11 protein-coding genes and 2 riboswitches are annotated in these 12033 nt (G+C 71.3%); of the genes, 8 read left to right on the plus strand and 3 right to left on the minus strand.

Annotated features, from left to right (window positions below; all coding sequences use genetic code 11):
* Positions 1-7: 7 nt before the first annotated feature.
* Positions 8-147, minus strand: a riboswitch (cobalamin riboswitch).
* Between the two features lie 62 nt (positions 148-209).
* From CFI00_RS21585 to CFI00_RS21600, 4 genes are all read left to right on the plus strand, one after another.
* Positions 210-1046 carry a nitrite reductase gene (locus CFI00_RS21585; protein ID WP_207083001.1) on the plus strand — a complete coding sequence of 279 codons (837 nt, stop codon included), beginning with the start codon at positions 210-212 and terminating at the stop codon, positions 1044-1046.
* A 69-nt stretch (positions 1047-1115) separates the two neighbouring features.
* Positions 1116-1191, plus strand: a riboswitch (cobalamin riboswitch).
* A 51-nt stretch (positions 1192-1242) separates the two neighbouring features.
* Complete coding sequence (locus tag CFI00_RS21590) at positions 1243-1905, plus strand: precorrin-8X methylmutase (protein WP_207083002.1); 663 nt, start codon at positions 1243-1245, stop codon at positions 1903-1905.
* Positions 1902-3476: a precorrin-2 C(20)-methyltransferase gene (locus CFI00_RS21595; RefSeq protein ID WP_207083003.1), complete on the plus strand. Its 1575-nt coding sequence runs from the start codon at positions 1902-1904 to the stop codon at positions 3474-3476. Before CFI00_RS21590 ends, CFI00_RS21595 begins: the two co-directional genes overlap by 4 nt.
* Entirely contained in the window at positions 3473-4213 is a 741-nt protein-coding gene (locus CFI00_RS21600) for an SAM-dependent methyltransferase (RefSeq protein WP_207083004.1), read from the plus strand. Before CFI00_RS21595 ends, CFI00_RS21600 begins: the two co-directional genes overlap by 4 nt.
* Before the next feature lie 4 nt (positions 4214-4217).
* Here the strand turns inward: CFI00_RS21600 and CFI00_RS21605 are convergent, their stop codons facing one another.
* From CFI00_RS21605 to CFI00_RS21615, 3 genes are all read right to left on the minus strand, one after another.
* Positions 4218-5270 (minus strand): hypothetical protein, encoded by a 1053-nt coding sequence (locus CFI00_RS21605; protein WP_207083005.1) that lies wholly within the window; start codon positions 5268-5270, stop codon positions 4218-4220.
* Between the two features lie 57 nt (positions 5271-5327).
* The gene (locus CFI00_RS21610; RefSeq protein WP_207083006.1) at positions 5328-6011 is read right to left on the minus strand and encodes a GAF and ANTAR domain-containing protein; all 684 of its coding nucleotides are present in this window, start codon (positions 6009-6011) and stop codon (positions 5328-5330) included.
* 368 nt (positions 6012-6379) lie between these two features.
* Positions 6380-7429 (minus strand): metallophosphoesterase, encoded by a 1050-nt coding sequence (locus CFI00_RS21615; RefSeq protein WP_207083007.1) that lies wholly within the window; start codon positions 7427-7429, stop codon positions 6380-6382.
* Positions 7430-7620: 191 nt separating this feature from the next.
* Here CFI00_RS21615 and CFI00_RS21620 point away from each other — a divergent pair, with 191 nt between their 5' ends.
* The 4 genes from CFI00_RS21620 to CFI00_RS21635 all read left to right on the plus strand — a co-directional run bounded on the left by CFI00_RS21620 (position 7621) and on the right by CFI00_RS21635 (position 11887).
* Complete coding sequence (locus CFI00_RS21620; protein WP_207083008.1) at positions 7621-9435, plus strand: glycerophosphodiester phosphodiesterase family protein; 1815 nt, start codon at positions 7621-7623, stop codon at positions 9433-9435.
* Between the two features lie 300 nt (positions 9436-9735).
* On the plus strand, positions 9736-10455 hold the full coding sequence (locus CFI00_RS21625; RefSeq protein ID WP_207083009.1) for a hypothetical protein: 720 nt from the start codon (positions 9736-9738) through the stop codon (positions 10453-10455).
* 242 nt (positions 10456-10697) lie between these two features.
* A complete protein-coding gene (locus tag CFI00_RS21630) occupies positions 10698-11213 on the plus strand; it encodes a hypothetical protein (protein ID WP_207083010.1) in 516 nt (171 codons plus the stop codon).
* Positions 11210-11887: an RES family NAD+ phosphorylase gene (locus CFI00_RS21635; protein WP_207083011.1), complete on the plus strand. Its 678-nt coding sequence runs from the start codon at positions 11210-11212 to the stop codon at positions 11885-11887. The genes CFI00_RS21630 and CFI00_RS21635 overlap by 4 nt, the downstream gene beginning before the upstream one ends.
* Positions 11888-12033 lie beyond the last annotated feature (146 nt).

The raw sequence follows: 12033 nt of genomic DNA on the forward strand, positions 1-12033 counted from the left end.
TCGCCCCTCTGATGGGATCCGCGTGGGCCAGTGTCTGGCTACGGGCCTGCACGCAGGCCCTCACAGTGGCGGAACCGCCCCGGAATGACACCGGGTTCCTGGGTCCCACGCGGAGTGGTGCGCACGACCCTAGCGGCACTCCACCCCCTCGGTGGTTGAGGTGCGAGCGAAGCGAGCCTCGAAACCACACCGTGCAATCATCCGACGCCATGGACCGGACCCGAGGCGACCTCTGCCCCGGCGTTTTCCGTCCCTGGCCCGCCGACGACGGAGCGCTCGTACGCCTCCGCATCCCCGGCGGCCACCTCTCCCGCACCACGCTGCTGGCGTTGCTCGACGTCGCCGAGGCGTACGGCGACGGGCAGGTGCACCTGACCAAGCGGGCCAACCTCCAGCTCCGCGCGCTCCCGCTGGTCGACGGCAATGTCCCGCCCGAGGTCGTCGAGGCCATCCGCGCCACCGGACTCCTGCCGCACCCGGACCACGAGCTGGTGCGCAACGTCCTCGTCTCGCCCCTGACCGGGCTGCACGGCGGACGCGCCGACCTCCGCCCCGTCACGAAGGAGCTCGACGAGCGCATCTGCGCCACGCCGTCCCTCGCGATGCTCCCGGGTCGCTTCCTCCTCGTCCTCGACGACGGTCGCGGCGACCTCGTCCCACGGACCTGCGACCTGGGGCTCGTCGCCCTCTCGGCCGACGAGGTCCAGCTGCGGGTCGGGTCGACGCAGTGGGGTCCGGTCGTCCCGCTGCGCGAGGCGGCGGCCCGGCTCACCGGCCTGGCCCGCGCCTTCCAGCAGGTCCGCGGCAGCGGGGACCATGCCGCGTGGCACGTGGACGAGCTGCCTGCCGCGCCCGACGCCCACGACCCCGACCCTCGCCTGCCCGCAGCGACCGAGCATCCGGCGTACGGCGAGGTCGCCCCCGGCGTCGCGCACGTCGAGGTGGCGGGCGGGGTGGTCGACCGGTCGTCGGTCCAGGAGCTCCCGGAGCACCTGGTCGTCACGCCATGGAAGTCCCTCCTCACCCGTCGCCCCCTCGGTGGTTGAGGTGCGAGCGGAGCGAGCCTCGAAACCACGCCGGCCCACAAGGCCCTAGGCTGCCCCCGTCACGCGACGCAGGAACCCGGTGCAAGTCCGGGGCGGTTCCGCCACTGTCAGTCCCCCAGCCACATCGGGGGCGAGCCAGACACTGCCCGCGCGGCGTTACCTGCCTACCCAGGGGCGCGAACCCCGAGGAGCCGTGATGACACTGCTTGCCCGACCGACCCGTCGCTACGACTACATCGCCCGCGGGGCCGAGATCTACGACGAGTCCTTCGCGACGATCCGCCGCGAGGCCAGCTTCGACCACCTGCCGGCCGACGCCGAGCGCGTCGCCGTCCGCATGGTCCACGGGACCGGCCAGACCGACCTGACCGACGACCTGGTGATCCACCACCGGCTGGTGGGCGCCGCCCGCGAGGCGCTCGAAGGCGGCGCTCCGATCATCACCGACGCCCACATGGTCGCGTCCGGCGTCACCCGCGCCCGCCTCCCCCGCGACAACGAGGTGCTCTGCGCGCTGCACGACCGGCGTACGCCCGACCTCGCGATGCTGATGGCCACCACCCGCTCGGCCGCCGCGCTCTCGCTGCTGGAGGGCCGCCTCGAAGGGGCCGTCGTCGCGATCGGCAACGCTCCCACCGCGCTGTTCCACCTGCTTGAGATGCTGCTCGACGGGGCTCCGCGACCGGCGGCGATCGTCGGCGTACCGGTCGGCTTCATCGGCGCCGCCGAGTCCAAGCAGGCGCTGGAGGAGGCCGCCCTGCAAGGCCTCGACATCCCCTTCCTCACCGTCCGTGGCCGTCGCGGCGGGTCGGCGATGGCCGCCTCCGCCCTCAACGCGCTGGCCCAGGAGCGGGAGTGACCGGCCGGCTCTACGGGGTCGGCCTCGGTCCCGGCGACCCCGAGCTGGTCACCCTGAAGGCCGCGCGGCTGATCCGCGACGCCGACGTGATCGCCTTCCACGCCGGTGTCGGCAAGCAGTCCAACGCCCGCCGGATCGCGGCCGACCTCATCCCGGGCAGCGCGATCGAGGAGGAGCTCCGCTACCCCGTCACGACCGGTCCGACCGCGCACCCCGGCGGGTACGCCGGCGCGATGGCGGAGTTCTACGAGGAGTGCGCCTCGCGCCTCACCGTCCACCTCCAGCAGGGCCGTACGGTCGTGGTGCTGGCCGAGGGCGACCCGCTGTTCTACGGCTCGTACATGTACCTCCACGACCGGCTCGCACCGCGCTTCGAGACCGAGGTCGTGCCGGGCGTGCCGGCCTTCGCCGCCGCCACCGCCGTCCTCGCCTCGCCGCTCGTGCGCCAGACGGACGTGCTCACGGTCCTGCCCGGCACCCTCGACGTCCCCGAGCTCGCCCGCCGCCTCGCCGACACCGACGGCGCGATCATCATGAAGCTCGGCCGCCGCTTCCCCGGCGTGGTCGAGGCGCTGCGCCAGGCCGGCCGCCTCGAGCACGCGATGTACGTCGAGCGCGCGTCGATGCCCGCCGAGCGCTGGATGCCCGTGGACGACGTCGACCCCGCGTCGGTGCCGTACTTCTCCCTGATCGTGGTGCCCGGCGACTCGCTGTCCGAGGACCCCGGCGGCCGCCGCCCCGCTGTCGCCCCCTCCTCCCCTTCGGTGGTTGAGGTGCGAGCGGACTCCCGATCGGTGCTTGAGGTGCGAGCGGAGCGAGCCTCGAAACCACCCCACCCCCTCCAGGTCATCGGCCTCGGCCCCGGCCCCGACGCCTGGCTCACCGAGGAAGCCCGGGAAGCCCTGTCCCACGTCGACCACGTCGTCGGCTACGCCCCCTACGTCAACCGCGTCCCCCAGCGCGAGGGCCTCACCCGCCACGCCTCCGGCAACACCGTCGAGGTCGACCGCGCCCGGCTCGCGCTGGACCTCGCGCAGCAGGGACACCGGGTGGCGGTCGTCTCCGGCGGCGACGCGGGCGTCTTCGGGATGGCGAGCGCGGTGTTCGAGGCGGCCGCCGCCAGAAAGGACGAAGGGCTTCCCGACATACCCGTCGAGGTCCTTCCCGGCGTCAGCGCCGTCCAGGCCGTCGCCGCCAGGGCGGGAGCCCCGATCGGCGCGGACTTCGCGGTCGTGTCGCTGAGCGACCGACTCAAGCCGTGGCCGGTGATCGAGCGCCGCCTGCACGCGATCGCTGAGGCCGACCTGGTCCTCGCGGTCTACAACCCCGCCTCGCGCAGCCGCACCACGCAGGTCGCCGACCTCCAGAAGCTCTTCCTCGAGCACCGCAGCCCCGACACGGTCGTCATCGTCGGCCGCGACGTGGGGCGCGCCGAGGAGTCGGTGACGGTGACGACTCTCGCCGAGCTCGAGGCCGACACGGTCGACATGAAGTGCCTGCTGATCGTGGGCGCCTCCTCGACCACGGTGACCGCGACCGGCCAGGTCTGGACGCCGAGGTTCGTGGAATGACCGTCCACTTCGTCGGCGCCGGCCCCGGCGCGGCCGACCTGATCACCCTGCGCGCGGCCTCTCTGCTCGCGGCGGCCGACGTCGTGCTCTACCCCGGGACGTACCTCGACGCCGAGGTCCTCGCCCACTGCCCCGATGCCCGCCAGGTCGACACCCAGGCCCTCGACCTCGACCAGATCACGTCGGTCATGGTGAGCGCAGCAGCGGAGGGACGCGAGGTCGTGCGCCTCACCTCCGGCGACCCATCGCTCTACTCCGCCCTCGCCGAGCAGACCTCCCGCCTCGACGCGGCCGGGGTCGAGTGGGACGTGTGCCCGGGGGTCCCGGCGTACGCCGCCGCGGCCGCCGTCGTCGGCCGTGAGCTGACCGTCCCGCTGGTCGCGCAGAGCGTCGTGCTGACCCGAACCCAGGCCCGCTCCACCGCGATGCCGGCCACCGAATCGCTCGCCGCGTTCGCCGCGACCCGCGCAACCTTGGTGCTGCACCTCGCGATCACCAGGACCCGCGAGCTCGCTGCGTCACTGGTCCAGGAGTACGGCGCCGACTGCCCCGTGGTCGTCGTCCACCGGGCATCCCAGCCGGACGAGCTCGTCCTCCGCGGCACGCTCGCGGACATCGCCGACCGGGTCGAGGACGCCGGCCTCCGGCAGGCGGCGGTGATCCTCGTGGGGTGGGCGCTGGCGCGGGACGGCGGCGAGTCGTGGCTCTACACGCCCGACCGGACACGATCCCGGTGAAGCCCTAGCTGTCCGGGTCGATGCTGCTCTCCCGCGGCAACCCGAAGGGCCGGTCGGAGGGAAGGTTGACGCCCTCCTCCGTGCCCTCCACCACCGCGCACTCGCCGCTCGGGACCGCGCAGGTGACCAGCACCGGGGTTAGCCAGTCCACCCCCGACCCGTCCCGCGACGGCGTGATGCCGAGCGCCGTCGTCTCGTCGATCCAGCCGCGCAGCCTCCAGTCCTCCAGCGGTGGACCGGTGACGTCGGGCGAGCCGAGCGGACCGGTGGCGTCCAGCAGCGTCGTTGTGACGCGCTGACCGTCGGCGGACTCCAGCACGGGTGTCGCGCCGAACTCCTGCGTCGGGATCTGCCAGGTGCGGTCGGCATTCGGGAGCGGGGCAGTGAGGTGCAGCGACTGCCACCAGTCCGACGCGCGGATCGCCTCCCAGTCGAGGTCCTCGGACGTCGACTCGCCGGTCGAGAGGTCGTGGCTCACGAGAGCGTCCAGACCCTGGATGTACGCCGTGCCGTCGACGACGCCGAGCATCCCGACCGGTGCGTCCTCGTAGAGGTCGGTCCAGTCCGCGCCCTCCGTCTCCGACGGCAGGAGTCCCTCGCTGCTGCGCACGAGCTCCTCGCCGGTGGTCAGGTCGACCACGACCGCCTCGGCCGCGCCGGCACCGTTCTCCAGACGGTCGATGAAGGCCAGCCACCGTCCGTCCGCGGACGTGGTGAGGCTGCCGATGGCGGGGTGCGCGCCGAGGTCCCGCACCCCGTCGGCGGTCGCGACGCGCAGCTCCGGCAGGTCGTTGCCCTCCCGCTCGCCCGGCTCCGCGGAGGCGAACCACACGCCGGCGCCCGCCACGACGTACGCCCCGGCCGGATCCCCCGTGTCGATCGTCGAGCCGTCGGGCAGGTGGACCGTGCTGCCGCTCGCCCAGATCAGCCCGTCGGTCGCGACGGGGGTCGAGGTGGTCGGCCAGGCGGACGACGACCCGGCGGGGTCGTCGGACCCGCACGCGGTCGTCAGCGCGAGCGTGGCGACGAGGAGGGCGACGTGGGTCCGAGACATCACGGGACGAATCGTTGCAGGAAGCCGAAGAGCCCGTCGCTGCGCGAGTCGGCAGCGCGGTCAGGCTCCGGGGGTGTCGCGTGGCGCGGCCAGGAGCCGTTCGGCGACGAGTCGGAGCTTGAGGTTCTCCTGGTTCGAGAGGCGGGTCAGGAATCCGAACGCACGTGCGTCGTCGACCCCGAAGCGCTCCATCACAACCCCTACGGCCTGGCCGATCAGCTGTCGCGCGGTGACCGCCTCCTGGAGCTGGTCGATCCTGCGGGCGTAGTCGAGCGCGACGGCCGACTGGTGCGCGAAGAGCTCGGCCAGCACGCCGAGGTCCTCGAACGCACCGACCCTCTTGGAGTAGAGGTTCAACGCGCCTTGGGAGTGCTGGGCGTCGAAGAGCCGGATGCCGGCCTGCGCCCGGATGCCGGCTTCCTGGGCCACGGGCGCGTAGCGCGGAAACCGCTCATCGGTCGCCAGGTGCGGCGAGACGATGTGGACGGTGTCGACCGCGGCCTCGTAGCAGGGTCCCTCCTGCAGCTCGTACTGCGCCGCGTCGACCTCGCGGAGGACGTCGTGGGTCGGTGCCACGGTCTCCAGCCGGCCGTCGGCGTGCTTGATGGACAAGCTGCTCCACTGCACGTCCGGCAGGACCTCGACCGCGGCCGCCGTGATGTTGGTGAGCGTCTCGTCGAGGTCGCCGGGCCGGAGAGCGGCGGCCAGACGGCGGGAGGCATCGACGATGTGGTCCTCACTCATGACGGCAGCCCGGATCGGTGCGGCTGACCGTCCATCTGAGTCAGCGAGGTGGTGATGGTCGACATGGGTGTCTCCCTGGTGGCTCTCGAAACGCGCGTGCCCATCTTGAGCATCGTGACCGCGACGTGCAGTGACCACCAGTACCCCCTCGCATCGGGCTCATGTCCTGACGGGGGGTTGCCTGCGCCTCAGCTCCCTCGCTGACCCGCAGGGATCGGACGGGGTGGAAGAAGTAGCGCGTTCAACCATGGTTGTGCGGACCCGGAACCCGGGGTAGACCTAGATCTGCTCACCGTGTGCCCGAAGGTGCTCGCTCACGCAGTCGAGGGCCGGCGGGCACACGGTGAGACCAGACGGACAGCCGGGAGTCAGGGCTGCGACAGGTAGGGCACGCGAGTCCACGACAGCACGCGCTCGGCTCCGGGTCGGTTGACCGTCACCTGCAGGAAGTTGGTGTTGTTGGCCTCGCCGTCCACGGTGATCCTGGTCAGGTTGTCGGCGTGGCCGTCCACGCCGTGGATCGTCAGCCAGCGTGAGCCGGCGCTGAGCGGCTGGTCGACGTTGTAGACGTGGCTGTCGCCGTCGAAGAGGTAGACCTCGCCGTCGAAGGTCGAGGCCTCGTCCACGAGCGCCTGCACGAGGGGCCGGAAGGCGCCGATGTCCCAGGTCGGCTGGTACGACGGGTCGAACATGTCGGCCTGCTGGAACAGCGCGACGGCCCGGGCATTGGTCCGGCGGGCGCGGGCGAAGGTGTCCTCGACGAGCTCGATCACGGCACCCATGCGGGCGGACTCCTCTGCCAGCTGGGTCGCCGTGGGCGTCGTGTTGCCGATGCCGGTCCAGGGGGCGCGGTCGTTGTTGCTGCCGACCACGTGCAGGGTGGCCATCTCGATGCCGGCGGTCCGCAACGACTGGTTCTCGGGGAGACCGAGGTCGGCCTGGCTGTCGACCTTGATCGGTCGGGCGCCCAGCGTCCGCCCGGGCACCTCGAAGAAGGCGCTGCGGACTGCGTCCAGGCGCTCCAGCGGGTCGTAGCCGCCGGCGGCGGGACGGTGGCAGTCGGTCCACTCGTTGTCACCCGGCGTGTAGAGCATCGGCATCGTGAACCGGTCGAACTGCTCGCGGATCATCGCGAAGTAGTCGTCGGTGCACGGCGACGAGCCGTTCTTGATGTCACCGACGTGGAAGGTCAGGTCGAGCCCGGGCTGGGCGTTGATCCGGTCGATCCAGCCGGGGAAGGCGGCGATCTGCGCAGCGCCGTACGGGACGTCGCCGATCACGGCGAAGCTGGTGGCCGAGGGCTTGTCCTGACCTGGAGCCGCCACCACGGACGACGAGGCGGAGGACGAGGGCGCGAGGAGCGTGAACGTCGTGAGGAGCGATGCGGCGGCGATGGTCGAGGCACGGAGGGAGGTCATGGCTCCTTCCTCCCGCAGCCGCCACGGCGTGCACAGGAGGGTAGAGGTGAACGGACCATGACCATTCGCACGCCCGGGGCAGCGACGCCTCGCCCCAGCCACGTGTTCGTACGTGCAGAGTTCACCCGCAGGCGCCCGAAGGCTGCTCGCGCCGACACGCGCCGTTCGTGTTCCGCAGTTCGGGTGGAGTCATGCCTCGGACCCCTCGCGCGCTCCTCGCGCTCCTCCTCGCACCCCCGCTGCTCGTCCTCCTCCCCACGTCGGGCTCCGCCGCCGCCCCCGATCGCGAGTTCGACCTGCAGGCCCACCGCGGTGGTCTGGGCCTGACGGTCGAGAGCACCCTGCCGGCCTTCGCGAAGGCGCTGGAGCTCGGTGTCAGCACCCTCGAGCTCGACGTCCAGGTCACCGAGGACCAGGTTGCCGTGGTGACCCACGACCGCCGAGTCAGCAGGCAGAAGTGCCGCGACACCTCGGCTGCGGTGCCGGGCGACCCGGAGTTCCCCTACGTCGGCAGGTACGTCAACACGCTCACGCTCGCGCAGGTGAAGACCCTCGACTGTGGGAGCCAGCGGCTCGCCTCCCACCCCGGCCAGGAGCTCCACCCCGGTGAGCGGATGCCGACCCTGACCCAGGTCCTCGAGCTGGTCGACGCCTACGACGCCCGTCACGTCGACCTCAACATCGAGACCAAGGTCGAGGCAGGCGCCCCCGCCGAGACCGCTCCCCGCGAGCAGTTCGTGCAGGAGGTCGTCGCCGACGTACGCGCCGCCGGCCTCGTCGACCAGGTCACCATCCAGTCGTTCGACTGGGGCGCGCTGATGCGGATGGCTCAGGTCGAGCCCCGCTTCCCGCTGGTCGCGCTGACCAACCGCGACTTCCTGCAGGTCGACCGGCCGGGCGCCTCGCCGTGGCTCGGCGGCATCGACATCGATGACTACGACGACTCGCTGGTCGCGGCCGCGGCGTCGTTCGGCGCCGACGCGATCTCACCGGTCCACGGCTTCCCGCAGGACGGCAAGGTCACCGATCCCGGCTACCAGCCCTACGTCACGAGCGCGATGGTCGACGAGGCGCACGCGGCCGGTCTGGAGGTCGTGCCCTGGACCGTGGACGACAAGCCGACGATGGCCGCCCTGATGGACAGGGGCGTCGACGGCCTGATCACCGACTACCCCGACCGCCTCCGCGAGCTGATGGCCGAGCGCGGACTGAAGCTCCCCCGTGCGTACGACGAGCCGCGGCGCACGCACGTCGAGCCGCTGCCCCAGGCCCACGCCCACAACGACTACGAGCACCCTCGCCCGCTGCACGACGCGCTCTCACACGGCTTCACGAGCGTCGAGGCCGACGTCTGGCTCGTCGACGGCGAGCTCCTCGTCGCGCACGACCTCGCCGACGTCGACCCGTCCCGCACCCTGGAGTCGCTCTACCTCGACCCGCTGGTCGACCGGGCGCGGCGTGAGGGCGGCCGGATCTACCGCGGCCACGACGGCGTCTTCCAGCTGCTCATCGACGTCAAGAGCGCGGCCGGCCCGACGTACGCCGCCGTGCACGAGGAGCTCGCCGAGAACAAGCGGATCATGACGACCTTCCGACGCGACTCCGTGAAGCAGGACGCCGTCACCGCGGTGATCAGCGGCAACCGCGACCTGCCGGCGATGCAGGCCCAGCGCGAGCGGTACGCCGGCTACGACGGCCGCATGGGCGACCTCGGGTCCGGCCTGCCGGCCTCCGACCTCCCGCTCCTGAGCGACAACTGGACCAGGCACTTCACCTGGCAGGGCGTCGGCCCGATGCCGGAGGCAGAGCGGACCAAGCTCCGCGAGATCGTGGACCGGGCGCACGACGCCGGTTACCGGATCCGCTTCTGGGCCACGCCGGACGCGGCGGGCCCGGCGCGCGACGCGGTGTGGGACGAGCTGCTCGCGGCCGGCGTCGACCACCTCAACACCGACGACCTCGCGGGGCTGGAGGCGTTCCTCCGCGCCGAGCCCGGGCGTGCGTAGGGCGCCTCGACCCTCACGAGTCGCTATCCCCGCAACGACGGGTGCGAGACCAGCATGACCCCCTGCGCGGGACCGGCCAGCTCAGGACGACGTGTCCGGGGACTGGACCCTCGTCGATCCGCTCACGCGACACCGTCCGTGGCCCTCCGATCAGTCCGACCGGGTACCGTCGAAGAGTTGGCACCTCACCCTCGTCCGCGCCGTCACCGTGCCTCGCCGCGGTGGTTGGGGTGATCGCACCTACCCCGTCCCGAAGCCATCGCAAGACAAGTTGGGTTTGACCCTGGAGGCTCGAGCTTGGTGAGCAGAGGCATGCAGGTTCTCGTGGCGGCGTTCATCGTCGTTCTCGTCATCGGCGCCGCCCTCTACGCGGACTTCGTGTCGGCCGATGTCGCACGCGTCTCGGACCTCACACGTGATGCGACCGCCGTGATCGGGGTGCCGTGGTGGACAGGCGTCATCAGCAGGCTGACGGCGCTGGGGTGGGCGATCGCTGCCGTCGCCGCCGTTGGCGCAGGTCGGCACGCACGGACCGACCAGCGGTCGCGGCTGCTCTTCCTCGGCGGATTGTGTGGCGTCAGCGCTCTCGACGACAGCCTGTTGCTGCACGAGGAGGTGCTGCCATCCATGGGCCTGCCGGAGATCCCGTTCCTCGTTCTGTACGCCGTGGCCGGTCTCGGGCTGGCATCAATGTGGTTACGGGCCCGCCGCTGGACTCCGGTCGAGATCGCCTTCGCGGCGGGCGTGGTCATGATGGCCGTGTCCGTCTTGGTGGACGTCGTCGTCAATCGGGCAGCGGTGGAGGATTTCGCGAAGCTGACCGGCGTCGTCGCATGGTGCTTCTGCGGCGTCTGGGCACACGAGGACTCGGTGCGTGGGCCAGTCCCTACGAACGGACCTGAGCAGCCGCCTGTCCCGGTCCCGGTCCCGGTCCCGCCGACACGAGGTCATGCGGACGCACCAGCTGGATGTCCGGGACGACGCGGTCCAGGGACTAAGCCCGGACAGGCTCGCCGATAGGCGGCGGAAAGACGCACATTGTCAGGACCGCGCGAGACGGAGAGAGACACGGACTGACCGGGATTCTGCACTTGGGGCGCCTCACGTACCTGAACCCACTCTCGTCGACTGACCACAATGACAACGCTAGCGGGTTTCGCTATCATGATTGTCAGAGAGGGGTGAGCGCCATGACAACTGTCAACGTCCCGGTCCCGGCTGGCGTCGATAAGGACACAGCTCGCCGCGCCGCACTTCGTGCGATGAACGAGGTCGCCACCATCGGTCTTGTCGAGAAGGTCCTGGCTGACTCGTCAGTTTACGTCGGTCCCGGTCACCTAGCTCAGGCCGCGCTGCGCGAGGAGCGCTGGCGCGACGTCGAGCGCGAGTGGGGGATGCTCGCAGCCGACCAGGTCGCGCTCCTGACCGGTGCGCGTCCCGAGTCGGCACGTTCCCACACCGCGAACCTTCGTCGCCGCAAGGGCTTGGCCGGGGTCAAGCGCCGCGGTGGCCTGCTCTATCCCGGCTTCCAGTTCGTCAGGGTGGATGACGATCTCGTCGCCGTCGCGTCCGCATGGACGATGCTACGCGAACTGCTGGAGCCCGCCGGGTGGAGTGACGCCGACGTACTCGCCTGGGCCTCCGCGCCGAACGCCTATCTAGAGGGCCGGTCCCCGGCCCAAGAGGTGCACGAGCAGCCTGAGAGCGTTAGTGACGCGCTGCGCTACGCCGTGGCCCGGGCTATCCCGTCGCCTCAGCCGGACATGCAGCCCGCGTGAGAAGGAGCGAGCCGCCCAGCGGTTCACCGACCCCTCTCGCACGCCCGGTTCCCGAATCGCTCACCGCCGGCACCCGCCTGTGGCGGATCCACCCCGCCGCGCACTACCCGCCGAGCGGGCGCACCGAGGACGACGGGACGTTATTCAACCCAGGTCTCGGCGACCCCACTCGGTTCGCGCCGCTACGCGACGCCTATGGCTCGATGGTCCCGACCATGTACCTCGGGGGGTCTCGCCGCGGAGCACTGTTTGAGACGTTCCTGCACGACCAGATGCCCGGATCGGTCGTCGACTCGGCGAAGTGGAGCGAGCACCTGCTCACTGCGCTGCAGCTCGAAGTCGACATCGAGGTCGTCTCTCTGCACGGTCATGGACTACGGTCCTTGGGGCTTTACGCCGCTGACATCACCCACACCTACCCGTCGGGATACACGCTCGCGACCCGGTGGGCCACGTGGATGCACGAGCACACCACGGCCGCCGGGCTTACGTGGACGTCCCACCAGGACGACGACGAGCGCGCGTACGTCCTGTGGGGCGACCGACTTCCTGCGGACGCTCTCGTGCCGGAGTCCCCAGCCACCGGCGGCGCCGCGCCGCTCCCTATCGGCTATGGCGACGGCCTCGACTGGGCGATGGGTGTCGCCGCGTCGGTGCGCGTCGAGGTCATCTAGCTCGACTGCCCATTCGGGGTCCCTTCTGACGCCTGCAGCGTCGCCATGGCGGCCGTTGCCGCAAGCGGGTCGCGTCGGGTGACCCGCATCCCGCGGGGCGCGCTAGGTCGAGCGGTGGATCGGTCAGTTGCGCCATCGCCTTCTGC

The organism is Nocardioides sp. S5 (genome assembly GCF_017310035.1).
Lineage (GTDB): Bacteria > Actinomycetota > Actinomycetes > Propionibacteriales > Nocardioidaceae > Nocardioides.

What these genes read in the sequence shown, in the direction of transcription:
- CFI00_RS21585 (WP_207083001.1), top strand. Translation starts at nt 210, where the DNA reads ATGGACCGGACCCGAGGCGACCTCTGCCCCGGCGTTTTCCGTCCCTGG.
- CFI00_RS21590 (WP_207083002.1), top strand. Translation starts at nt 1,243, where the DNA reads ATGACACTGCTTGCCCGACCGACCCGTCGCTACGACTACATCGCCCGC.
- CFI00_RS21600 (WP_207083004.1), top strand. Translation starts at nt 3,473, where the DNA reads ATGACCGTCCACTTCGTCGGCGCCGGCCCCGGCGCGGCCGACCTGATC.
- CFI00_RS21610 (WP_207083006.1), bottom strand. Translation starts at nt 6,011, where the DNA reads ATGAGTGAGGACCACATCGTCGATGCCTCCCGCCGTCTGGCCGCCGCT.
- CFI00_RS21615 (WP_207083007.1), bottom strand. Translation starts at nt 7,429, where the DNA reads ATGACCTCCCTCCGTGCCTCGACCATCGCCGCCGCATCGCTCCTCACG.
- CFI00_RS21620 (WP_207083008.1), top strand. Translation starts at nt 7,621, where the DNA reads ATGCCTCGGACCCCTCGCGCGCTCCTCGCGCTCCTCCTCGCACCCCCG.
- CFI00_RS21630 (WP_207083010.1), top strand. Translation starts at nt 10,698, where the DNA reads ATGAACGAGGTCGCCACCATCGGTCTTGTCGAGAAGGTCCTGGCTGAC.